Here is a 21,545-nt window from a genome sequence, read left to right on the forward strand (position 1 = left end):
TCGACTCTGCAAGGACCTCCCGATGAACGCTCCGACCCCCGACCTGAATGCGCAGGGACCGCTGCTCGAAGTCAGCGGCCTGTCGGTCGACTTCGCGGTCGACAACTACTGGATCCCTGCCGCCAAGAAGCTCGACTACACCGTCAGCTCGGGCAAGGCGCTCGCCATCGTGGGCGAGTCCGGCTCCGGCAAGAGCGCGAGCTCGATGGCGATGCTCGGGCTCCTGCCCTCGAACGCCCGTGTGACAGGCAGCGTCAAGCTCGGCGGCCGCGAGATCATGAACCTCCGCAAGGAGGAGCTGCGCCGGGTGCGCGGCAGCGAGATCGCGGTGATCTTCCAGGAGCCCATGACGGCGCTGAACCCCGTGTACACGGTGGGCTTCCAGATCATCGAGACGCTGCGCATCCACTTCGGCATGACGCCGAGCGCGGCGCGCTCGCGCGCGCTGGAGCTGCTCGACATGGTCGAGCTGCCCGATCCGCTCAAAGCGTTCAACTCGTACCCGCACCAGCTCTCGGGCGGGCAGCGTCAGCGCGCGATGATCGCGCAGTCCATCTCGTGCGACCCGAAGCTGCTGATCGCCGACGAGCCCACCACGGCCCTCGACGTCACGGTGCAGGCCGAGATCCTGGACCTGATGCGGGACCTCCGCCACCGCCTCGACTCGGCGATCCTCCTCATCACGCACGACATGGGCGTGGTCGCCGACCTCGCCGACGACATCGTGGTGATGCGCAAGGGCGAGATCGTCGAGCGCGGCACCGTCTCGGGTGTGTTCGAGGACCCGCAGCATCCCTATACGAAGCAGCTGCTGGCCGCGGTGCCGCGCATCGGCGACGTCGGGGGACAGGCGATCAACACGACCGCCGCCCTCGTCGGCGACGCCGAGGAGCGTCGCCTGGCCGAGCTGGCCGCGCAGGAGGACGAGCAGCGTCGAAAGGGCCTCGGCGAGCCGGTGCTCAGCTTCGAGGGCGTCGCGATCGAGTACCCCAAGCGCGGCCGCGTGCCCGCGTTCCGCGCTGTCGAGGACGCCGACTTCGCCATCTACCCCGGTGAGGTCACGGGTCTGGTGGGCGAGTCGGGCTCGGGCAAGTCCACGGTCGGTCGTGCCGCGATCGGCCTGCTGCCGATCGCCGAGGGCACCGCGACGGTCGTCGGCTACGACATCTCCAAGGCCGACCGGCGCCTGCTCTCGAAGGTGCACAAGGATGTCGGCATCGTCTTCCAGGACCCGTCGTCGTCGCTGAACCCGCGCTTGACGATCGGCGAGTCCATCGGCGAGCCGATGCTGCTGGCGGGTCTGGCGAAGGGGCGCGACCTCGAGCTCAAGGTGCAGAATCTGCTGGATGCCGTCGAGCTGCCCCGCAACTACCGCAACCGGTACCCGCACGAGCTCTCGGGTGGTCAGAAGCAGCGCATCGGCATCGCCCGCGCCCTGGCCCTGGAGCCCAAGCTGCTGATCGCCGACGAGCCGACCTCGGCGCTCGACGTGTCGGTGCAGGCCACGGTCCTGCAGCTGCTGCGGCGACTGCAGGCCGACCTCGGGTTCGCGTGCCTGTTCATCAGCCACGACCTTGCCGTCGTCGACTCGCTCGCCGACCGCATCATCGTGATGCACCACGGCAAGATCGTCGAGCAGGGCGCGACGGGCCAGATCCTGCGCGCCCCGCGCGAGGCGTACACCCGTCGCCTCATCGCGGCCGTGCCGGTTCCCGACCCCGCCGAGCAGAAGGTGCGCCGCGAAGCGCGCACCGCCCTGCTGGAGGCCGGCGCCGACGAGTGAGCGCGCTCGCCCTGCAGCCCTTGCGGGCAACGATCAGGGGCGCACGATAGAGTGGGAGGCGGTCCGAATCCGGGCCGCCTCCCACTCTTCTCAAGGAACCTTCATGGCGCGCGCCCTTCGTCCTGACCTCCGCAACGTGGCGATCGTCGCCCACGTCGACCACGGCAAGACGACCCTCGTCGACGCCATGCTCCGCCAGACCGGCTCGTTCGGCGAGCACGCGCACGTCGAAGAGCGCGCGATGGACTCCAACGACCTGGAGCGTGAGAAGGGCATCACGATCCTCGCCAAGAACACGGCGATCACCTACAACGGCGCCCACACCGAGGTCCCGGTGACGATCAACGTCATCGACACCCCGGGCCACGCCGATTTCGGCGGCGAGGTCGAGCGGGGCCTGTCGATGGTCGACGGCGTCGTGCTGCTGGTGGATGCCAGCGAGGGCCCGCTCCCGCAGACCCGCTTCGTGCTGCGGAAGGCCCTCGAGGCGAAGCTCCCCGTCATCCTCCTGGTCAACAAGACCGACCGCCCCGACGCCCGCATCGCGGAGGTCGAGGAGGAGGCGCACGACCTGCTCCTGGGCCTGGCGTCGGACCTCTCCGACGATGTGCCCGACCTCGACGTCGACGCCCTGCTCGACGTGCCGGTCGTCTATGCCTCCGGTCGCGCGGGCGCGGCATCCCGCACCCGGCCCGCCAACGGCGAGCTGCCCGACAACGGCGACCTCGAGCCCCTCTTCCAGGCGATCCTCGAGCACGTGCCGGCTCCCGCGTACGACGACGAGGCGCCGCTGCAGGCGTGGGTCACCAACCTCGACTCGAGCCCGTTCCTCGGCCGCCTCGCACTGCTGCGCGTGTTCAACGGCACGCTCAAGAAGGGCCAGACCGTCGCGTGGGTCCGCCACGACGGCTCGCACTCGAACGCGCGCATCACCGAGCTGCTCATGACGAAGGCGCTCGAGCGCTTCCCGGCCGAGTCGGCCGGCCCCGGCGACATCGTCGCGATCGCGGGCTTCGAGGACATCACGATCGGCGAGACCATCGCCGACCCCGAAGACGTGCGCCCGCTGCCGGCCATCACGGTCGACGACCCGGCGATCTCGATGACGATCGGCACCAACACCTCGCCGCTGGTCGGCAAGGTCAAGGGCCACAAGGTCACCGCCCGCATGGTGAAGGACCGCCTCGACCGCGAGCTCATCGGCAACGTGTCGCTCAAGGTCGTCGACATCGGCCGCCCCGACGCATGGGAGGTGCAGGGCCGCGGCGAGCTCGCTCTCGCGATCCTCGTCGAGAACATGCGCCGCGAGGGCTTCGAGCTCACCGTCGGCAAGCCTCAGGTCGTCACCCGCAAGGGCGAGGACGGCAAGGTGAAGGAGCCGTTCGAGCACCTCACCATCGATGCGCCCGAGGAGTACCTCGGCTCGATCACCCAGCTCCTGGCCGCCCGCAAGGGCCGCATGGAGACGATGATCAACCACGGCACCGGCTGGGTGCGCATGGAGTTCGTCGTGCCCTCGCGCGGCCTCATCGGCTTCCGCACCGAGTTCCTCTCGGTCACCCGCGGCACGGGCATCGCCAACGCCATCTCGCACGGCTACGACGACTGGGCCGGCCACATCGTCGCCCGCCAGAACGGCTCGATCGTCGCCGACCGCGCCGGTGTCGTCACGCCGTTCGCGATGATGGCGCTCCAGGAGCGCATGAGCTTCTTCGTGCAGCCCACCGAAGAGGTCTACGAGGGCATGGTCGTGGGCGAGAACACCCGTGCCGACGACATGGACGTCAACATCACCAAGGAGAAGAAGCTCACCAACATGCGCTCGTCGACCGCCGACGAGCTCGAGCGCCTCACTCCGCCCCGGCAGCTCTCGCTCGAGGAGAGCCTCGAGTTCGCCCGCGAAGACGAGTGCGTCGAGGTCACGCCCGAGAAGGTGCGCATCCGCAAGGTGATCCTCGATGCCACCGAGCGCGGCCGCGCCGCCTCGCGCCTGAAGCGCCAGGACGCGAACGCCTGACCCGAGGTGCAGAGAGGGTGGATGCCGCAGCCGGCGCGCTGCGGCATCCACCCTCTTCTCATCTCACCCGCACCGTGACCGGTTCGGCGGCCGTGGTTCCGGCGGCGTTGGAGAGCACGGCGGTGAACTCGTAGCGACCGGGGGCGAGGTCGCCGACGACCGTGACCGCCCGCTGGGCCGCCGGGGTGGCGGCGGTGAGCGTCTGGCGGTCGATCTCCACGCCGTCCTGGTACAGCACGTACTCGGTGGCGTTCGTGCCCCACCACAGGTCTGCCGTCACCGTCACGGCGCCGGTGCGCGCACCGGCCGCGCTGAGCACGGCCTGCGCCGGGGCTGCGTCGCGGACCGCGACCTCATGGACGCGGCTGCGCGACTGGCCCCATGGGTTGAGGGCGACGAGCTCGTACCGGTAGACGCCGTCGGCCCTCCCGGTCACCGCGAACCGGGCCTGCTGGGCGGCGGGGCTGGCGGGGTCGAGGCGCTGCGCGCCGACGAGTTCGCCGTCCTCGTAGAGCTTCACCACGGTGGCGTTGTGCCCCCACCACAGGTCGGCCGTGATCCGGTACGAGCCATCGTGCAGACCGGTGTCCCAGCCGTTGTCGTCCGAGAGCGCGAACGATCCCGGCGCGGCCGCCGTTCCCGGGCTTCCCGAGGGGAGGACTCCCGCTCCGGCGCCTGCGCGGACGATGTCGGCGACCTCCGCCACGGGGTCGAGTGCGTAGGCGTAGTGGTCGCCCGGGGTCCAGCGCACGTCCGGGGAGAGGGGGGTGGCGGCGGTCGCATTGTAGGCGGCCAGCACGTCGGTGAGCGTCCCGTTCACAAGGGTGTCCGTGGCCGACAGCTCGGTGCCGCCCCACCCGGCGATCACGCGGGACGCGGTCGCCGGATCGACGAGTTCGACGGCGTTGGACTCGGCGATGATGCTGCTCTCGCGCCCGGCACCCCAGAAGTACTGGAAGTAGGGCGTGCCCGGCACCTGGTCGCCGGCGGACAGCGCCGTCTGCTCGTACAGGTTGTTGTAGACGTGCACGTCGCCGTAGCGCACCCGTGGCGCGCGCTGCCCGATGTCGGTCCAGCGGTTGTGGTGCTGTGTCACCCGATGCTGACCGCGGTCCTGGGTGCGCGAGTCGCTCGATCCGATCAGATCGGTCTTGTCATGATGCTTCAGCCAGTTCCACGACATCGTCACCAGATCCGAGCCGTGCGTGATGTCGACGAGTCCGTCGTGCACCTCGAAGGGCCTCCCGTAGACGCGGTCCAGCGCCGTCGGCGGGTGCTCGCCGTCGTCGAACGTGTTGTGGTCGATCCACACGCTGGTCGAGGTCCACACGGAGAGGTTGTCGTACGCGGAGTTCCAGTTGCCGCCGGAGTCGTTCGCGTCCCATTCCGGGAAGCAGTCGTAGGCATCGCTGAGGGTGAGGTTGCGCACGATCACGTTCTGCGCGTCGCGGATCCGCAGCGAGGCTCCGACGATGCGGGCCTCCTCGCCGACGCCCACGAGCGTCACGTGGGAGCCGATGTGCTGAAGGGTCGCGCGGGCCTGCAACGCGGCGGCCTGCTCGCGGGCGGCCTCCAGGGGGCCGCTGGGATCGATGCCCGGGCCGAACGCCGCGATGTAGTCGTCCATCGAGAACGGCGCTCCGCTGCCGTCCACGGTCACCTGTGCCGCGATGTCCTCGCAGGTCAGCCGTGAGCCGTCCTCGCGCACCCACGGGTCGATGGTGCCCGTGACGTACACGATTCGCGGCACGGTGTTGAACCGCGCCGCCGTCTGCGAGCCGCCGGGGCGCCCGGCGAGCGCATCTCGGAGCCCCTGCCAGGTGTCGACGACGAAGATCTCGGCGGGGTCGGCCGCGGCGCCGCCGGTGACGGGCGCCCCGGTGCGTGTCCCGCGATCGGGGTGGGTCGGCCCGCTCCACGACGCCCAGCCGTCGCCGACGGGAAGAACCTCGGCGCCGAGATCGAGCGCGGCGGGGGAGGGAAGGGTGCAGGTGGGGCGGCGGCCGCCGGTGCGGCGAGTCCGGTTGCGATCAGGCAGAGGGCCGTGGCGATCGCTGCGACGCCGCGCGGGCACGGGCGGACAACAGGGGACGTTCTCATGTGACTCCTTCGTCGGGTGCAGAAGCGTGATGAGAACGGCGGGGGACCGCGAGCGAGGAAGCGTTTTCTGCGTGTGGTGCCAGCATGGCAAGTCGGGTCGGCAAGCGCAATCCCCGGTTGTGCGCGGCCGCAGCCGGGAATCGCCGCCGGAGCTCTGCGATGATGGCCGGATGCGCGAGCCGCATCGACGGATGCCGTGGGACCAGCTTCCCGCGACGGTCCGCCACGAGATCGGGGCGCTGCTGGGTTCGCCCGTCGTCAGCGCCCGCTCGCAGCCCGGCGGCTTCTCGCCGGGCTCGGCGGACCTCGTCATGACCGCCGACGGGCGGCGAGCCTTCGTGAAGACCGCCCACGCCGGCGTGAACGCGCAGGCATGCGACATCCATCGGCGGGAAGCCGTGGTGACCGCCCGACTGCCCGACGGTGCGCCCGTGACGCGGCTCATCGGGGTGGTCGACCTCGGCGACTGGGTCGCCCTCGCATTCGAGGAGATCGAGGGCCGGCAAGCGCGCGAACCCTGGGACCGGGGCGAGCTGGATGCCGCGCTCGACGCCTACGCGCACCTGTCGTCGGCCCCGCCGGCCTCGCACCTCGACGCTGTGCTGGGCGACCTCTCCGACGAGGTCGCGGTCTGGGCATCGGCGTGGGACGGCGGCGGACTCGCACGCTCCGACGCGACGGCACGCCTCGGGCCCGGCGTGGCGCACTGGGTCTCCACGCGGGCCGACGATCTCGCCGGTCTCGCCGCGCGCGCGCCGAGCGTCGTCGGCGGCGACCGCCTCGTCCACTGGGACGGCAGAGCCGACAACGTCCTCATCCGCCCCGACGGCACCGCCGTGATCATCGACTGGCCGTGGGCGCTGCGCGGTGCACCGTGGGTCGACCCGCTCCTGCTGCTGGCCAATGCGCGACTGAGCTCGCCGGAGCTGGCCGACGCGGCGCTGGCGCATCCGACCTTCGCCGAGGTGCCGCCCCACGCGCTCGACGCCCTCCTGGCCGCGGTCGCCGGCGGCATGCTCGCCAACTCCCTGCAGCCGCCCGTCCCGGGCATCCCGACCCTGCGGGCATTCCAGTTCGAGCAGGCCGCCGCGCTCCTGAGCTGGCTGCGCGAGCGCCGCGGCCTCGGGGCGTCATGGGTCGCGCCGGATCGATAGCATCGGCAGGTGACCGGCACCCCGCACTTCGACGACGCGCACGCCGCCGGCGAGGCTCGCCGTGCGTGGCGCGAGGCTCTCGGCGTCGCGCTCGCCACGAGCGCGTACGGTGTGTCGTTCGGGGCGCTGGGCGTGGCATCCGGCCTCGACATCTGGCAGACCAGCGTGCTCAGCCTGCTCATGTTCACGGGCGGCTCGCAGTTCGCGTTCGCCGGTGTGATCGGCGCCGGAGGACTGGCCGCCGCGCCAGCGGCGATCGCCTCGGCGTCGCTGCTGGGCGTGCGCAACATCGCGTACGGCATGCGCATGTCGCCGGTGATCGGCGCGGGCTTCTGGCGCCGGGCCGCGGCCGCGCAGTTCACGATCGACGAGTCGACGGCGGTATCGCTCGCGCAGACGTCGGCGCGTGCCCGGACGATCGGCTTCTGGGTCACCGGCATCGGCATCTACGTCGGCTGGAACCTGTCCACTCTCGCCGGCGCGCTCCTGGGCGATGTGCTCGGCGATCCCCGACAGTACGGATTGGATGCCGCGGCGGCGGCGGCCTTCCTGGCGCTGCTGTGGCCGCGCCTGAGGCGCCGGCAGCCGATCGCCGTGGGCATCGCGGCCGCCGCGGTCGCCACCGTCCTCACCCCGGTGATGATGCCGGGCATGCCGGTGCTCCTGGCGGCGGTTGTGGCGATCGTGGTCGGCTGGTCCAACTGGCTCGGCCGGGACGAGGTGCCGCCGCGGCCGGCGTGGGACGAGCCCGATGACGTCGCGGAGCGGGAGGGTCTGCCGTGACGCTGTGGAACGCGGTGCTGGTCGCCTCGATCGTGTGCGTGGCGCTGAAGACCCTCGGCTACCTGGTGCCGCCGCGCTGGCTCGAGGCGCCGCGGCCCGCGCGCATCGCCGATCTGCTGACGGTCGCCCTGCTCGCGGCGCTGGTCGCGGTGCAGACCCTCGGAGCGGGGCAGGCGGTCGTGGTCGATGCCCGTGTGCCGGCGGTGCTGGTGGCGGGAGGGCTCCTCATGCTGCGCGCGCCGTTCCTGGTGGTCGTGGTCGCCGCGGCGGTGGTGGCCGGTCTTCTTCGCCTGTGGGGATGGGCGCAGTAGCGCCGCTGCGGAGCGGGGGCGCAGCGTGCGCGCCGGTACGATGTGACGATGCGCTCCTCGCTTCCCGCCCGCCTCGGAACCTGGGCGATCGCCCTGCTCGTGGGCGGCGTGTACGGGCTGGCGGGCACCATCGCGCACGCCTTCGCCCTCGGCTGGTTCCCGCTCGGGCTGGTGCTCGCGATCATCGGGAGTGCGGCGCTGCTCGCGGCGGTGCGACTGCTCACCCTCGACCGGTGGGCGGCGCTGGCGACCGGATTCGGGATGATGACGGCGACACTCGTCTTCTCCGGTCGGGGGCCCGGCGGGTCGGTCGTCGTTCCCGAGTCGGCGCTCGGCACGGTGTGGACCCTCGCGGTCCCGATCCTCGTGGCCATCGTCGTCGCCTGGCCCGAGCACATGGGCGCCCATCGGCCGGAGGCCTCGGCGGCGGCCGAGGCGACCCGCCCGGCTGAGTAGACTTGCACCCGTGACTTATGTGATCGCCCTTCCCTGCGTGGACGTGAAGGATCGCGCCTGCATCGACGAGTGCCCGGTCGACTGCATCTACGAAGGCGACCGCTCCCTCTACATCCACCCCGACGAGTGCGTGGACTGCGGAGCGTGCGAGCCCGTGTGCCCGGTCGAGGCGATCTACTACGAAGACGACCTGCCCGACGAGTGGCAGGACTACTACAAGGCGAACGTCGAGTTCTTCGACGACATCGGCTCGCCGGGGGGCGCGGCCAAGGTCGGCGTGATCCACAAGGACCACCCGGTCATCGGGGCCCTGCCGCCGCAGGATCACTGACCGTGGGGGTCGCCGACCTCGCCGACTACCCGTGGGATGCGGTCGCGCCCTACGCGCAGCGCGCCCGCGCGCACGCCGACGGCATGGTCGACCTCTCGATCGGCTCTCCGGTCGATGAGACGCCCGCCCTCATCGCGACGGCGCTGCGCGAGGCGACCGACGCGCACGCCTACCCGCAGACCATCGGGACCCCCGCCCTGCGTCAGGCGATCGTCGACTGGTACGCGCGCCGGCGCGGTGTAACGGGACTGACGCCCGCGCACGTGCTGCCCACGGTCGGTTCGAAGGAGCTCGTGGCGCTGCTGCCGCTGCTGCTCGGCCTCGGGCCGGGCGATGTGGTCGTCCACCCGCGCGCCGCCTACCCCACATACGAGGTCGGCGCCCGTCTGGTGGGGGCGACCCCGGTGGCCGCCGACGACCCCGCCGAGTGGCCCGAAGGCGCCCGGCTGATCTGGGTGAACTCGCCGGGCAACCCCGACGGACGGGTGTGGGATGCCGCGCAGCTGCGCGCGGCCGTCTCGCGGTCCCGCGCCCTCGGCGCGATCCTCGCCTCCGACGAGTGCTACGCCGAGCTCGGCTGGGAGGCTCCCTGGGACGTCGAACCCATCCCGTCCGTGCTGGATCCTCGCGTGACCGACGGCGACCTGCGCGGCATCCTCTCGGTGTACTCGCTCAGCAAGCAGTCGAATCTCGCCGGCTATCGCGCCGCGTTCCTCGCGGGCGACCCCGACGTCGTCGCCCGGCTGGTGGTGGCGCGCAAGCACCTCGGTCTCATGCTGCCGGCCCCGGTGCAGGCGGCGATGGCCGCGGCGCTCGGCGACGACGCGCACGTGGCCGCGCAGAAAGAGCGGTACCGCCGCCGCCGCGCGTCGCTCAAGCCCGCGCTCGAGTCGGCCGGCTTCCGCGTCGACCGCAGCGAGGCAGGGCTCTACCTGTGGGCGACCGAGGGGCGCGACGCGTGGGAGTCGCTGGGGTGCCTGGCCGACCTCGGCATCCTCGCCGGCCCCGGCCACTTCTACGGCAGCCACTACCCGCAGCACGTGCGCCTCTCGCTCACCGCGAGCGACGAACGGGTGGATGCCGCCGCCGCGCGCCTGCGCGCCGTCTGAGTCGCCGGAGGATTCCTCCATCGGATCCGCGCAGGCTTTGGCTGTGTCCGCAGTAGGCGCGGGAGCCCACTAGGCTGTACCAGGCGGCCGACCGGTCACCCCGAGCGCCCGCCCCAGGTCTCCTGGTCCGCCCTGAGCGGGCTGCGAGCCCATCGACACCCCCGGCACGACCAGTATCGCGAGGAGGCGCCGTGAGCGAAGCGGGCACCCAGATCGACCAGGCAGTTCTCACGATCGGAGATCGCTCGGCGCAGCTGCCGGTCCTCACGGGAACCGACGGCGTTCCCAGCATCGATGTGTCGACTCTGACCCGCCAGACCGGCCACACCGCGCTCGACTACGGGTTCGTCAACACCGCCGCCACGAAGTCCGCCGTCACCTACATCGACGGCGACCAGGGCATCCTCCGCTACCGCGGCTATCCGATCGAGCAGCTGGCCAAGAACAGCACCTACCTCGAAGTGGCCTGGCTGCTCATCTACGGCGAGCTGCCGTCGGCATCGCAGCTCGAGGAGTTCGACGCGCGCATCCGCCGGCACACGCTCCTGCACGAGGACCTCAAGCGCTTCTTCTCCGCACTGCCGCACACGGCGCACCCGATGTCGGTGCTCTCCTCGGCCACGGCCGCTCTGTCGACGTACTACGAGAACGAGTCCGACCCGGCGAACCCGGAGCACGTCGAGCTCAACACGATCCGCATGCTCGCCAAGCTGCCGGTGATCGCCGCGTACGCGCACAAGAAGAGCATCGGGCAGGCCTTCCTCTATCCGGACAACTCGCTGAGCTTCGTCGACAACTTCCTCAAGCTCAACTTCGGGGTCCTCAGCGAGCCGTACGAGATCGATCCCGTCATGTCGCGCGCCCTCGAGCGTCTGCTCATCCTGCACGAGGACCACGAGCAGAACGCCTCGACCTCCACGGTGCGCCTGGTCGGCTCGACCGGGGCGAACCAGTTCTCCTCGATCTCCGCCGGCATCAACGCGCTCTACGGCCCTCTGCACGGCGGCGCCAACGAGGCGGTGCTGAACATGCTCGGCCAGATCCGCGAATCGGGCGAGAGCGTCACCCGGTTCGTCGAGCGCGTCAAGAACAAGGAAGACGGTGTGAAGCTCATGGGCTTCGGGCACCGCGTCTACAAGAACTACGACCCGCGCGCCAAGCTCGTCAAGGAGTCGGCCGACGAGGTTCTCGAGGCGCTGGGCGTCAGCGATCCGCTGCTGGATCTGGCCAAGGAACTCGAGGAGATCGCGCTCAACGACGACTACTTCAAGGAGCGTCGCCTCTACCCGAACGTCGACTTCTACACCGGCGTGATCTACAAGGCGATGGGCTTCCCCACCCGCATGTTCACGGTGCTGTTCGCCATCGGCCGCCTGCCCGGCTGGCTCGCCCACTGGCGCGAGATGCAGCACGACCCGCAGACGAAGATCGGCCGCCCCCAGCAGCTCTACATCGGGGCCGCCGAGCGCAACTACCCCGGCGTCGGCTGAGCATCGCGCGAACCACGGCGCAGCAGCTCAGCGGCGTAGTCCGGCACGTAGCTGTCGAGGTTGCGCGGAGGCCGTTCGTAGCCGCCACCGGCCGGACGCTCGGGCACCACCACTTCGGCACGGTCGACGAGTGTGTAGGGGATGCTCGCGAGCAGGTGATGGATCATGTTGATCCGACTGCGTCGCTTGTCGACCGAGGGCACCTCGAACCACGGTGCCTCCGGGATGTCGGTGTGGACGAACATCGTGTCCTTGGCGCGGGAGTAGTCCTCCCACTTCGTGATCGACAGCACGTCGTTCGCGCTCAGCTTCCAGCGGCGCATCGGGTCCTCGGCGCGTGAGCGGAAGCGTGCCTCCTGCTCCTCGGGGGAGACGCTGAACCAGTACTTCAGCAGCAGGATGCCGTCTTCGACCAGCATCCGCTCGAAGATCGGCGCCTGGTGCAGGAACCGGTGGTATTCGGCGTTCGTGCAGTAGCCCATCACGTGCTCGACGCCCGCGCGGTTGTACCACGAGCGGTCCATCAGCACGATCTCCCCGGCGGCGGGCAGATGGGTGATGTAGCGCTGGAAGTACCACTGCGTGCGCTCGCGCTCGGTCGGTGTGGGAAGGGCGACCACGCGGGTCACGCGGGGATTGAGGTACTCCGAGACGCGCTTGATCGTCGAGCCCTTGCCGGCGGCATCCCGGCCCTCGAAGATCACGACGACACGGGCGCCGGAGGCCTGGACCCACGCCTGCATGTCGACCAGGCGCGCCTGGAGGGCGCGCAGCTCGGACTCGTAGACCTTCTTCGGCATTCGTGCGGTCATGCGCCGAGCCTAGAGCCGCGCGTCACCGCCCGGCGAGCGCCGCGGCGTCGTGTCGCCGCGTCAGGCGTGCAGCGCCTCGTTGAGGGTGACGCCCACCCCCGCGCGGCGCACGGCCTCGATCGCACCGGTGAGCGAGTTGCGGCGGAACAGCAGGCCGTCCCGCCCGGAGAGCTCGCCCCCCTTCACCGAGGGTCGCGGGCCGTCGGCGCGTGCGGGCTCGTCGGCGAGCACGATCTTCGATCCCGCCGTCACGTACAGGCCCGCCTCGACGACGCAGTCGTCGCCGAGGGAGATGCCGACCCCGGCGTTCGCGCCCAGCAGGGTGCGCGCGCCGATCGAGACCTGGTGGGTTCCGCCGCCGGAGAGCGTGCCCATGATCGAGGCGCCCCCGCCGATGTCGCTGCCGTCGCCGACCACCACGCCCTGCGAGATGCGGCCCTCGACCATCGACTGGCCGAGCGTGCCGGCGTTGAAGTTGACGAAGCCCTCGTGCATGACGGTCGTGCCGGGGGAGAGGTACGCGCCCAGTCGCACTCGCGACGCGTCGGCGATCCGCACGCCCGCGGGGGTCACGTAGTCGAGGAGGCGCGGGAACTTGTCCAGCCCCTGCACCTGCACGCCGTCGCGCTGGAGGAAGGGCCGCTGGCGGGTGAGCGCGTCGGGGTGCATCGGTCCGGCGGTCGTCCATGCGACGTTCGGCAGGAACCCGAAGATGCCCGTGAGATCGACCTCGTTCGGCCGCACCAGCCGATGCGAGAGGGCGTGCAGGCGAAGGTACGCGTCGGGGGTCGACGAGGGCGCGGCATCCAGGTCGATCTCGACCGCGACCACCTCGATGTCGACCTCGCGCCGGGGGTCGGGCACGGCGAGCTGCTCGAGCGATGCCGGGGGCTTCGCGGGGTCGAAGCCGGTCGGGATGCGCCCGCTGGCGGGCTCGGGGTACCAGGTGTCGAGGATCGTTCCGTCGGCGGCCGCCGTGGCGAGGCCGACGCCCCAGATCCAACGCTCATCGCTCATGCATCAACCGTACCGGGGCGGCGGCATCCCGCCGATCGTCGACCGCGTCGGCGTCGGTAGACTCGGGGGATGCCGCAGCTCGACCTGTCCGCCTCATCCATCGATCTGACACGGACCATCTGCGACATCCCGAGCGTCTCCGACGATGAGACCGCCCTCGCCGATGCCATCGACGACGCGGTGCGGGCGCTGCCGCACCTCTCGGTCCACCGCGACGGCGACACGATCGTCGCCCGCACCGACCGCGGTCGGCCGCAGCGGGTGGTGATCGCCGGGCACATCGACACCGTGCCGATCAACGGAAACGTTCCCACTCGCGACGTCGAGATCGACGGCGAGGCCTACCTGTGGGGTCGGGGCACCGTGGACATGAAGGCGGGCGTCGCCGTGCAGCTGAAGCTCGCCGCAGAACTCGCCGACCCCCGTGTCGACATCACCTGGATGTGGTACGACCACGAGGAGGTGGATGCCGACCTGAACGGTCTCACCCGCCTCGCGCGGTCGCGCCCCGACCTGTTCGCCGCCGACTTCGCGATCCTCGGCGAGCCGTCCAACGGCGAGGTGGAGGGCGGGTGCAACGGGAATCTCCGCGCGATCGTGCGCACCGACGGGGTGCGGGCACACAGCGCACGGGCCTGGATCGGCGAGAACGCCATCCACAAGGCCGCGCCGGTGCTGGCCCGGCTGGCCGAGTATCGGCCGCGCGAGATCGAGGTCGAGGGCCTGGTCTACCGCGAGGGCCTGAACGCGGTGCGGATCGGCGGAGGCATCGCGGGCAATGTGATCCCCGATCTGTGCACGGTCGAGGTCAACTACCGCTTCGCGCCGAGCCGCGATGTTGAGGAGGCGGAGCGCCACGTGCGGGATGTCTTCGACGGGTTCGACGTCGAGATCGTCGATCTTGCGGCGGGTGCCAGGCCGGGGCTCGACGCGCCGCTGGCGCAGGAGTTCGTGGCCGCCGTGGGCGCCCAGCCGCGCCCGAAGTACGGATGGACCGATGTGGCCCGGTTCAGCGCGCTCGGCGTGCCCGCGGTCAACTACGGACCGGGCGATCCGCACCTCGCCCACCATGACGAGGAGCGCGTTCCGCTGGCGCAGATCGACGCCGTCGAGCGCGGCCTGCGCGCGTGGCTGAGCTGACCGCGCCGGATTCGGCTTCCCCCCATCGCACGCGGGCGGCCACAGCGGCTCGGATCGCGCTCATCTACCTCGCCGCGCGGGCGGTCACCACCGTCTTCCTCCTCGTGGCGGCGGAGCTCTCCGGCTCCGGCTCCCGGTTCGGCCCCGACGCGACCCTGGCGGACCTCCTCGGAGGCTGGGACGCCGCCTGGTACGGATTCCTCGCTCTGACCGGGTACCCCACCGAGCTGCCGGTCACGGAGACCGGCGAGGTCGCCGAGAACGCGTGGGCCTTCATGCCCGTGTTCGCCTATCTCGCGCTCGCCGTCGGCACGCCGTTCGGGGACTGGCTCGTCGGCGCCGTCGCGATCTCGCTGGCCGCCGGCTACGGGGCGTGTCTCGTTCTGCACGCCATGCTGCGCGACCGCCTCGCCGACGCCGCCGCCCTGTGGGCGGTGGCGTTCTTCGCCTCCGGGCCCCTGGCAGCGCTCTTCCACGTCGGCTACGCGGAGTCGCTGTTCCTCCTGCTGCTGTTCCTCGCCCTGTGGGCGGTGATGCGGCGCCGCTTCGCGTGGCTCCTGCTGCTCGTGCCGCTCATGGGGTACACGCGGCCCGGGGTACTGGCCTTCGCGCTCTTCCTCGGCGTGTACACGATCGTCCGCTGGTTCGCGCGCCGTCGCGACCCGTTCCCGATGCGCGACATCGTTCTGCTCGTCGCCGCGGGGCTGCTCGCCGTGGCGGTCGGATTCTCGTGGCAGGTGATCGCGGCGGTCGCCACGGGGGATCCGGACGCCTACCTCGCCACCGAACTCGCCTGGCGCCGGGGGTGGGTCGGCGGCGAAGAGCACTTCGTGCCCTTCAGCGGGTTCGTCCAGGGCGCCGCCCTGTGGTTCGAGCTGTGGGGTCTCGGCGCCGTCGCGGGCTACGTCGCCCTGGCGCTGCTTGTCGGAGGCTTCGCCGCGCTGCTGCTGTTCTCGGGGGCCGTGCGGGCGCTCGGCATCGAGGTGCGCCTCTGGGCGGCCAGCTACGCGCTCTACCTGCTGGCGGTCTTCTTCCCCCAGTCCAGCACCTTCCGCCTGCTCGTGCCGCTGTCGCCGCTGTGGGGGGCGTTCGCGGTGCCGCGGTCGCCGTGGTGGCGATCCGGCGTGCTCGCGCTGTGCCTTGTCGGTCAGTGGTGGTGGATCTACAACATGTACGCGCTGGGGAATGCGTTCTGGCAGATTCCCTGAGAGCGGGCTGTGAGCACACCCGGCCAAGCGCGGATTATCGGGTGTCGCCGGGTGCGGGATAAACTTGACAGGCTGACCCCCGATGTAAAGGAGCCGCAATGGCAGCCATGAAGCCGCGAACCGGAGACGGGCCGATGGAGGCAGTGAAGGAGGGTCGCCTGATCATCGTGCGTGTTCCGCTCGAAGGTGGCGGACGCCTCGTCGTCTCGGTGAACGACGCTGAAGCCAAGGAGCTCTACGACGTGCTGGGCGGAGTCGTCGACGCCGCTTGAGTCGCACCGTTCCGTGGAGGGCCGGTCTTCGGACCGGCCTTTCGCTTGCCCGGCGCACGCCACACGTTGCGGTTCCGGTGCCGTGGTCCTAGTCCGCTGACACGGTCGTCAGCTGGAGGAGTCCCTCGCCGACGATGGAGAGGGCGCCGATCACCGCCGGAGACCCCTGCGTCTCCTGGATGAGCGAGCGGTATGCGCTCGTGACCGGATCGCGGCGCACGGGGTCGGAGACGCCGCCGCCGGCCATCACTCGGGGCACCAGGACCGTGCCGCCCGAGCGCACGAGCCGCAGTCCGTGCTCGACGTACTCGATGACGCCCTCGGGGTCGGCGTCGACCAGCACGATGTCGTACGAGGCCTCGTTCATCCGGGGCAGCACCTCGGCTGCGCGCCCGGTGATGAAGCGTGCGCGAGCGAGCGGAACCCGCGCGTCGGCGAACGCGCGACGCGCGGCACTGAGGTGCTCGGGTTCGCTGTCGATGGTCGTGAGCGTGGCGCGCGGGGAGCCGTGCAGCAGCCACAGGCCCGACACCCCCGCTCCGGTGCCGATCTCGACGATGTTCAGCGCCTGCGACGCGGCCGCGATCACCGCGCACTGCGCGCCGACCACCGCGCTGATCGGCGCGGCGCCGAGCTCCAGCGCATGCGTGCGGGCTCGCGCGATGTGCTCCGGTTCGTTCGTCGCCTCGGCGGCGAACCGCTGGTTCGCGTCGTGATCGCCCATCATGCATTCCTCCGCATGCCAGCCTACGCTGGCGTCGATTCTCGTCCGCACAGGCGCGACGGTAACCTGATGACATGTTCTTCGGGCTCACGATCGAGAAGCTGCTGCTGATCGCACTGGTCGCGGCGCTGATCATCGGTCCCGAGAGACTTCCGCGCTACGCCGAGGCGCTCGCGATGTTCACCCGCCGTGCTCGCGACTGGGTCACCACGGCCCGCACCCGCGTCAAGGAGGAGATGGGCGAGGACTTCGAGGACGTCGACTGGAAGACCCTCGACCCGCGCCAGTACGATCCCCGCCGCATCATCCGCGAGGCGCTCCTCGACGACTCCCCAGCGCCGGCCGCCGCCGCGGCCGCGGCACCGAAGCCCGTGACGCCCGCGCTCGAGCGACCCGCGACACCGGCCTTCCAGGCGGGGCAGGTGCCGCCCTTCGACGCCGAAGCCACCTGAACCTCCGCCACGCTCGGCGCGGCGCCGCACGGATCAGCGCGGTCGCACCTGCAGGGGCCTGCGGGCCAGACTCCGTCCCGAGCGGGCGACCGCGTCGGCGAGGACCCCGATCGCCTGCGCGGCGGGATCGTCGGGATGCGTGAGCACGGCCGGCATTCCGGCGTCGGAATCCTGCCGCAGCACGGGGCTCAGGGGAACGGAGGCCAGCAGCGCGACCTCATCGCCGTCCGCGGACAAGGCGTCGGCCACCGCGGCACCGCCCCCGGCGCCGAACAGGTCGAATACGGTGCCGTCGGGCAGGGTGAGCGCCGCCATGTTCTCGACCACCCCGATCACGCGCTGACCGGTCTGACGCGCCACCAGGCCGCTGCGCACCGCCACGTCGGATGCGGCCGCCTGCGGGGTGGTGACGACGAGCACCTCGGCGTGGGGGAGCAGCTGCCCCACCGAGATCGCCACATCGCCGGTTCCCGGCGGCATGTCCAGCAGGAGCACGTCGAGATCGCCGAAGTAGACATCGGTGAGGAACTGCTGGACGGTGCGATGAAGCATCGGTCCGCGCCATGCGACGGCGCCGAGCGGCGCCTCGCCCGCACCGCGCCGCAGGAACATGCCGATCGAGATGGCCTTCACACCGTGGGCGACCGGGGGAAGCATGAGGTCGTCGATACGCGTCGGCTGCGGCACGCGCCCCTCGGCGTCGACCAGGCCCAGCTGCGCCGGGATGGAGAAGCCGTGCACGTCGGCGTCGATGAGCCCGACTGCGAGGCCCCGGGCGGCCAGCGCGACGGCGAGGTTGGCGGTGACGGTGGATTTGCCGACGCCGCCCTTGCCGCTGGTGACGGCGATCACCCGCGTGAGGCTGTCGGGACCGAACGGCATCTCTCGGGCGGCACGGCCGCCGCGGAGGCGCTCGGTGAGGGCCTGACGCTCCGCGGGGGTCATGACCCCGACGTCCAGGCGCACCTCGGACACGCCGGGCACTGCGGCCGCGGCCTGCCGCACGTCGGCGCTGATGCGCTCGGCCGCCGGGCACCCGACGATCGTCAGCGCGATCCCGACGGTGGCCACCCCCGCCTCCAGAGTGATAGTGCGGAGCATGTCGAGGTCTTCGAGCGGGCGGCGAAGCTCGGGGTCGATCACGGCGCCGACGGCGCGGCGGATGTCGTCGGTGCTCACGCGCCGGCCTCCTCGTCGCGTCGCGGCGCGGCATCCAGCTTCTCGAGCATCGCCCGCAGCTCCGAACGGAGCACATCCTTCGTGACGACCTCGTCGGTGACGTCGGAGACGGCCATGCGCAGCGCGACGATCTCGCGGGCGAGGTACTCGGTGTCGGCGAGGTTGCGCTCGGCGCGCTGGCGGTCCTGCTCGATCTGCACGCGGTCCCGGTCGTCCTGGCGGTTCTGGGCGAGGAGGATCAGCGGGGCCGCGTAGGAGGCCTGCAGCGAGAGCATGAGCGTCAGGGCGGTGAAGCCGTTGGCGGCGCTGTCGAAGCGGAGCTCCTCGGGCATGAGGGTGTTCCACGCGAGCCACGCGACGCAGAACAGAGTGAGCGCCATGAGGAACGCCGGGGTGCCCATCGCCCGGGCGACCCACTCGGTGAAGCGCCCGAACCGGTCGCGAGAGGGCTGCGGAGCGCGGCCGCCGAGCATGCCGCCGCGGCCGCGGGGCGCGTCGAGGGCGGGCCGGCGCGCCTTGCTCGCCCTCATCGGGGCACCCCCGGCGTCGCGCGGGCGGTCGGCGCCGGCCGCGCGGGAGCAGGCTGCTCGTCGGCATCGTGGGAGCGCCAGTCGTCGGGCAGCAGGTAGTCGAGGACGTCGTCGACACTCACCGCGCCCACGAGCCGGTGGGCCTTGTCGACCACCGGCACCGAGACGAGGTCGTAGCTGGCCAGAAGGCGCGCCACCTCGGCGGCCGAGGCGGTCGTCGGGAGCGGTTCGAGCGTGTCGTCGATGATGGCGCCGACGCGCTCGTGGGGCGGGTAGCGCAGCATCCGCTGGAAATGCACGGTGCCCAGCAACCGCCCGGTCGGCGTCTCGTACGGCGGGAGTGTGATGAACACCGACGCGGCGAGGGCAGGATGCAGCTCGTGACGGCGGATGAGCGCGAGCGCCTCGGCCACCGTCGCGTCGGCGGAGAGGATGATCGGCTCGCTCGTCATCAGCCCGCCCGCGGTGTCGGGCCCGTACTTGAGGAGCTCGCGCACGTCCTCGGCCTCTTCGGGCTCCATGAGGTCGAGCAGCTGCTCCAGGCGCGTCTCGGGCAGCTGGCCGAGGAGGTCTGCCGCGTCGTCGGGCTCCATCGCGTCGAGGATGTCCGCGGCCCGCTCATCGCCGAGCTGCTCGAGGATGTGGATCTGGTCCTCCTCGGGCATCTCCTCGAGGGCGTCCGCCAGACGGTCGTCAGGCAGCTCCTCGGCGACTTCGAGCAGGCGCTCGTCGGGGAGGTCGAGGAGGGTGTTGGCCAGGTCGGCGGGGCGCAGCTCCGAGAACGTGGCCACCAGCTGCTCGGCCGACTGCGCCTCGCCCGGGTTCTGCTCCTCGCGCACGTCGCGCCAGTTCGCGAACGTGGTCGGCCCCTTGGCGAACGGCGACGCGCTGGTCTTGGGTCGGCGCAGGAACAGCTGGCCGATGTCCCACTCGCCGAGGCGGCTGCGCTCGATCGCGACGTCTTCGATGACAGCGTGCCCCGAGCCGTCGTTCAGGTACACCTTGCGTCCGAGCAGCTCCGCCATCACGCGCACCTCGCCGCCGCGCTGCTGGAACCGTCGCACGTTGATCAGCCCGGTGGTGATGACCTGTCCGGTCGCGATCGAGGTGACCCGTCCGATCGAGAGGAACACGTGACGACGGCCGGGGATCTCCACGACCAGGCCCACGACGCGGGGCGGATCATCTTTGCGATAGATGACGACCACGTCCCGCACTCTGCCGACACGATCGCCCGAGGGGTCGAACACGGTGCACCCGGCAAGGCGCGCGACGAAAACCCTCTGCGTGCTCACGGTCCCAGCGTAGCCGGGGGAGCGTGCGAGGATGGGGAGATGAGCATGTTCAGCGGGCGCCCGCCGCTGGGTGCCGACAGTGTCGGCCAGACCGTCGCCGGGTACCCCACCTATGAGGCGGCGCAGAAGGCCGTCTCGGCGCTCATCGCCGCCGAGGTCCCGGCGCGGGAGATCGCGATCGTGGGGCAGGAGCTGCGCTCGATCGAGCGTGTCACCGGTCGCCTGGGCTACGCCACCGCCGCCCGATCAGGGGCGATCAACGGCCTGCTGCTGGGCCTGCTGTTCTCCGCGATCCTGGTGCTCGGCAGCCCGACGGTGCCGATCCAGGCGTTCGTCGGCGTGCTGTTCGTGGGCATCGCGATCGGCATGCTCCTGAGCCTGGTCACCTTCTCGCTCGTGCGCCGCCGTCGCGACTTCGCGTCGGTCATGCAGGTGGTCGCCGACCACTACGAGGTCACCGTGGCGGCATCCAGCTTCCACAAGGCGCGGCAGGTGCTCGGGGCGCCTGCGGCACCGCCTTCTCCGCGCCCCGAACCCGCGCCCACCGACGAGCCGCCGCGCTACGGGGAGCGGGTCGCCGTCGCGCCCGAGACCGACGCGGAGGATGCCGCACCCGGCGAGCCGGCCGGTGCCGAACCGGACTCGTCCGAGGCGCCGGGGGAGCCGGGCGAGCGCGCGCCGCGCGACTGAGCGGGGCGTCGCCGTGTCCGAACGCGCCCTGCTGCTCGCCGTGGAGCTGCCCGCGGGGCAGGTCAGGGTGTCGGCTGTGCTCGCCGAGGCTCCGGGGGCGTGGGCCGCGATGGCGGTCGCGCACGGCGCGGGCACGCGCTTCGACCACCCGGGGGTGGTCGGAATCGCACGGGCGCTCGCCGACCGCGGTGTGACCACGTTGCGCTTCAACCTGCCTTACGCCGAGGCGGGCCGGCGCATGCCCGGACCGCCCGCCCACGCGGTGGCGGGATGGGCGGGCGCGTTCGAGGCCCTCGCCGACGTCGCCCCCGGGCTCGCACGCTGGGCGGCCGGTCGTTCGTATGGCGGCCGCATGGCGTCGGTGGCCGCCGCCGAGGGCGCGATCGATCCCGCGGGACTCGTCTATCTCGGCTATCCGCTCCACCCGCCGGGCAGGCCCGACAAGCCGCGCGTGGAGCACCTGCCCCGGGTCGCGGCGCGCCAGCTGTTCCTGTCGGGGACGAACGATCCGTTCGTCGACCCCCACGGCCAGCTCGAAGAAGCGGTCGCCTCGTGCCAGAGCGCGCAGCTCGTCTGGGTCGAGGGAGCCGGCCACTCCTTCGAGGTGAGGGGGCGCCGCCGCGCCGCCGACGAGATCGCCGCAGATCTCGCCGATCCGGTCGTCGCCTGGATGCGGGCGGGTTAGCGCCCGG

At 71.4% G+C, this 21,545-nt stretch carries 22 protein-coding genes; 15 read left to right on the forward strand and 7 right to left on the reverse strand.

What is annotated here, in order from left to right; translation table 11 throughout:
- The first annotated feature begins 22 nt into the window (after positions 1-22).
- Positions 23-1,783, forward strand: coding sequence for an ABC transporter ATP-binding protein (locus HQM25_RS06765; protein ID WP_172989546.1), 1,761 nt, complete (start codon positions 23-25; stop codon positions 1,781-1,783).
- Between the two features lie 103 nt (positions 1,784-1,886).
- On the forward strand, positions 1,887-3,800 hold the full coding sequence (gene typA, locus HQM25_RS06770) for a translational GTPase TypA (RefSeq protein WP_172989547.1): 1,914 nt from the start codon (positions 1,887-1,889) through the stop codon (positions 3,798-3,800).
- A gap of 58 nt (positions 3,801-3,858) precedes the next feature.
- On the opposite strand, the gene HQM25_RS06775 is transcribed toward typA, so the two are convergent.
- The gene (locus HQM25_RS06775) at positions 3,859-5,874 is read right to left on the reverse strand and encodes a hypothetical protein (protein WP_172989548.1); all 2,016 of its coding nucleotides are present in this window, start codon (positions 5,872-5,874) and stop codon (positions 3,859-3,861) included.
- 196 nt (positions 5,875-6,070) lie between these two features.
- On the opposite strand from HQM25_RS06775, the gene HQM25_RS06780 reads away from it, so the two are divergent.
- From HQM25_RS06780 to HQM25_RS06810, 7 genes are all read left to right on the forward strand, one after another.
- Entirely contained in the window at positions 6,071-7,054 is a 984-nt protein-coding gene (locus tag HQM25_RS06780; RefSeq protein ID WP_172989549.1) for an aminoglycoside phosphotransferase family protein, read from the forward strand.
- A 9-nt stretch (positions 7,055-7,063) separates the two neighbouring features.
- On the forward strand, positions 7,064-7,837 hold the full coding sequence (locus HQM25_RS06785; RefSeq protein WP_172989550.1) for an AzlC family ABC transporter permease: 774 nt from the start codon (positions 7,064-7,066) through the stop codon (positions 7,835-7,837).
- Positions 7,834-8,148 carry an AzlD domain-containing protein gene (locus HQM25_RS06790; RefSeq protein ID WP_172989551.1) on the forward strand — a complete coding sequence of 105 codons (315 nt, stop codon included), beginning with the start codon at positions 7,834-7,836 and terminating at the stop codon, positions 8,146-8,148. The genes HQM25_RS06785 and HQM25_RS06790 overlap by 4 nt, the downstream gene beginning before the upstream one ends.
- A 48-nt stretch (positions 8,149-8,196) precedes the next feature.
- Positions 8,197-8,604: a histidinol dehydrogenase gene (locus HQM25_RS06795; RefSeq protein WP_254359587.1), complete on the forward strand. Its 408-nt coding sequence runs from the start codon at positions 8,197-8,199 to the stop codon at positions 8,602-8,604.
- Between the two features lie 10 nt (positions 8,605-8,614).
- Positions 8,615-8,935 carry a ferredoxin gene (fdxA, locus tag HQM25_RS06800; RefSeq protein WP_172989552.1) on the forward strand — a complete coding sequence of 107 codons (321 nt, stop codon included), beginning with the start codon at positions 8,615-8,617 and terminating at the stop codon, positions 8,933-8,935.
- A gap of 2 nt (positions 8,936-8,937) precedes the next feature.
- A complete protein-coding gene (dapC, locus tag HQM25_RS06805) occupies positions 8,938-10,044 on the forward strand; it encodes a succinyldiaminopimelate transaminase (protein WP_172989553.1) in 1,107 nt (368 codons plus the stop codon).
- A gap of 191 nt (positions 10,045-10,235) precedes the next feature.
- Positions 10,236-11,534 (forward strand): citrate synthase, encoded by a 1,299-nt coding sequence (locus HQM25_RS06810; protein WP_172989554.1) that lies wholly within the window; start codon positions 10,236-10,238, stop codon positions 11,532-11,534.
- Here the strand turns inward: HQM25_RS06810 and ppk2 are convergent.
- Together ppk2 and dapD are read right to left on the reverse strand one after the other, a co-directional pair.
- A complete protein-coding gene (gene ppk2 / locus HQM25_RS06815) occupies positions 11,516-12,334 on the reverse strand; it encodes a polyphosphate kinase 2 (RefSeq protein ID WP_172991556.1) in 819 nt (272 codons plus the stop codon). The genes HQM25_RS06810 and ppk2 overlap by 19 nt on opposite strands.
- 72 nt (positions 12,335-12,406) lie before the next feature.
- A complete protein-coding gene (gene dapD / locus HQM25_RS06820; RefSeq protein ID WP_172989555.1) occupies positions 12,407-13,363 on the reverse strand; it encodes a 2,3,4,5-tetrahydropyridine-2,6-dicarboxylate N-succinyltransferase in 957 nt (318 codons plus the stop codon).
- Between the two features lie 69 nt (positions 13,364-13,432).
- On the opposite strand from dapD, the gene dapE reads away from it, so the two are divergent.
- The 3 genes from dapE to HQM25_RS06835 all read left to right on the forward strand — a co-directional run bounded on the left by dapE (position 13,433) and on the right by HQM25_RS06835 (position 15,983).
- On the forward strand, positions 13,433-14,503 hold the full coding sequence (gene dapE, locus HQM25_RS06825; protein ID WP_172989556.1) for a succinyl-diaminopimelate desuccinylase: 1,071 nt from the start codon (positions 13,433-13,435) through the stop codon (positions 14,501-14,503).
- Positions 14,491-15,711, forward strand: coding sequence for a hypothetical protein (locus HQM25_RS06830; RefSeq protein ID WP_438803626.1), 1,221 nt, complete (start codon positions 14,491-14,493; stop codon positions 15,709-15,711). The genes dapE and HQM25_RS06830 overlap by 13 nt, the downstream gene beginning before the upstream one ends.
- A 98-nt stretch (positions 15,712-15,809) precedes the next feature.
- Positions 15,810-15,983 carry a DUF3117 domain-containing protein gene (locus HQM25_RS06835; RefSeq protein ID WP_172989557.1) on the forward strand — a complete coding sequence of 58 codons (174 nt, stop codon included), beginning with the start codon at positions 15,810-15,812 and terminating at the stop codon, positions 15,981-15,983.
- Between the two features lie 88 nt (positions 15,984-16,071).
- Here the strand turns inward: HQM25_RS06835 and HQM25_RS06840 are convergent, their stop codons facing one another.
- Positions 16,072-16,707: an O-methyltransferase gene (locus tag HQM25_RS06840; RefSeq protein ID WP_172989558.1), complete on the reverse strand. Its 636-nt coding sequence runs from the start codon at positions 16,705-16,707 to the stop codon at positions 16,072-16,074.
- 74 nt (positions 16,708-16,781) lie between these two features.
- Between HQM25_RS06840 and HQM25_RS06845 the strand changes: the two genes are divergently transcribed.
- Complete coding sequence (locus tag HQM25_RS06845; RefSeq protein WP_172989559.1) at positions 16,782-17,159, forward strand: Sec-independent protein translocase TatB; 378 nt, start codon at positions 16,782-16,784, stop codon at positions 17,157-17,159.
- Positions 17,160-17,192: 33 nt separating this feature from the next.
- On the opposite strand, the gene HQM25_RS06850 is transcribed toward HQM25_RS06845, so the two are convergent.
- Genes HQM25_RS06850 through HQM25_RS06860 form a run of 3 tightly spaced genes read right to left on the reverse strand, consistent with a single transcriptional unit; the run spans position 17,193 to position 20,163 of the window.
- Positions 17,193-18,338: an Mrp/NBP35 family ATP-binding protein gene (locus tag HQM25_RS06850; RefSeq protein WP_172989560.1), complete on the reverse strand. Its 1,146-nt coding sequence runs from the start codon at positions 18,336-18,338 to the stop codon at positions 17,193-17,195.
- Positions 18,335-18,868 (reverse strand): DUF1003 domain-containing protein, encoded by a 534-nt coding sequence (locus tag HQM25_RS06855; protein WP_172989561.1) that lies wholly within the window; start codon positions 18,866-18,868, stop codon positions 18,335-18,337. The genes HQM25_RS06850 and HQM25_RS06855 overlap by 4 nt, the downstream gene beginning before the upstream one ends.
- Positions 18,865-20,163, reverse strand: a complete 1,299-nt coding sequence (locus HQM25_RS06860; protein WP_172989562.1) for a magnesium transporter — start codon at positions 20,161-20,163, stop codon at positions 18,865-18,867. Before HQM25_RS06860 ends, HQM25_RS06855 begins: the two co-directional genes overlap by 4 nt.
- Positions 20,164-20,202: 39 nt before the next feature.
- On the opposite strand from HQM25_RS06860, the gene HQM25_RS06865 reads away from it, so the two are divergent.
- On the forward strand, positions 20,203-20,853 hold the full coding sequence (locus HQM25_RS06865; protein ID WP_172989563.1) for a general stress protein: 651 nt from the start codon (positions 20,203-20,205) through the stop codon (positions 20,851-20,853).
- Positions 20,854-20,866: 13 nt separating this feature from the next.
- Entirely contained in the window at positions 20,867-21,538 is a 672-nt protein-coding gene (locus HQM25_RS06870; protein ID WP_254359589.1) for an alpha/beta hydrolase family protein, read from the forward strand.
- Positions 21,539-21,545 lie beyond the last annotated feature (7 nt).

This window comes from Microbacterium hominis, assembly GCF_013282805.1.
Classification (GTDB): Bacteria; Actinomycetota; Actinomycetes; order Actinomycetales; family Microbacteriaceae; genus Microbacterium; species Microbacterium hominis_B.

Excerpts from the sequence above, each read along its gene's own strand:
- HQM25_RS06765 (WP_172989546.1), top strand. The coding sequence starts at position 23 with ATGAACGCTCCGACCCCCGACCTGAATGCGCAGGGACCGCTGCTCGAA.
- typA (WP_172989547.1), top strand. The coding sequence starts at position 1,887 with ATGGCGCGCGCCCTTCGTCCTGACCTCCGCAACGTGGCGATCGTCGCC.
- HQM25_RS06780 (WP_172989549.1), top strand. The coding sequence starts at position 6,071 with ATGCGCGAGCCGCATCGACGGATGCCGTGGGACCAGCTTCCCGCGACG.
- HQM25_RS06795 (WP_254359587.1), top strand. The coding sequence starts at position 8,197 with ATGCGCTCCTCGCTTCCCGCCCGCCTCGGAACCTGGGCGATCGCCCTG.
- ppk2 (WP_172991556.1), bottom strand. The coding sequence starts at position 12,334 with ATGCCGAAGAAGGTCTACGAGTCCGAGCTGCGCGCCCTCCAGGCGCGC.
- dapD (WP_172989555.1), bottom strand. The coding sequence starts at position 13,363 with ATGAGCGATGAGCGTTGGATCTGGGGCGTCGGCCTCGCCACGGCGGCC.
- dapE (WP_172989556.1), top strand. The coding sequence starts at position 13,433 with ATGCCGCAGCTCGACCTGTCCGCCTCATCCATCGATCTGACACGGACC.
- HQM25_RS06835 (WP_172989557.1), top strand. The coding sequence starts at position 15,810 with ATGGCAGCCATGAAGCCGCGAACCGGAGACGGGCCGATGGAGGCAGTG.
- HQM25_RS06840 (WP_172989558.1), bottom strand. The coding sequence starts at position 16,707 with ATGGGCGATCACGACGCGAACCAGCGGTTCGCCGCCGAGGCGACGAAC.
- HQM25_RS06845 (WP_172989559.1), top strand. The coding sequence starts at position 16,782 with ATGTTCTTCGGGCTCACGATCGAGAAGCTGCTGCTGATCGCACTGGTC.
- HQM25_RS06855 (WP_172989561.1), bottom strand. The coding sequence starts at position 18,868 with ATGAGGGCGAGCAAGGCGCGCCGGCCCGCCCTCGACGCGCCCCGCGGC.
- HQM25_RS06865 (WP_172989563.1), top strand. The coding sequence starts at position 20,203 with ATGAGCATGTTCAGCGGGCGCCCGCCGCTGGGTGCCGACAGTGTCGGC.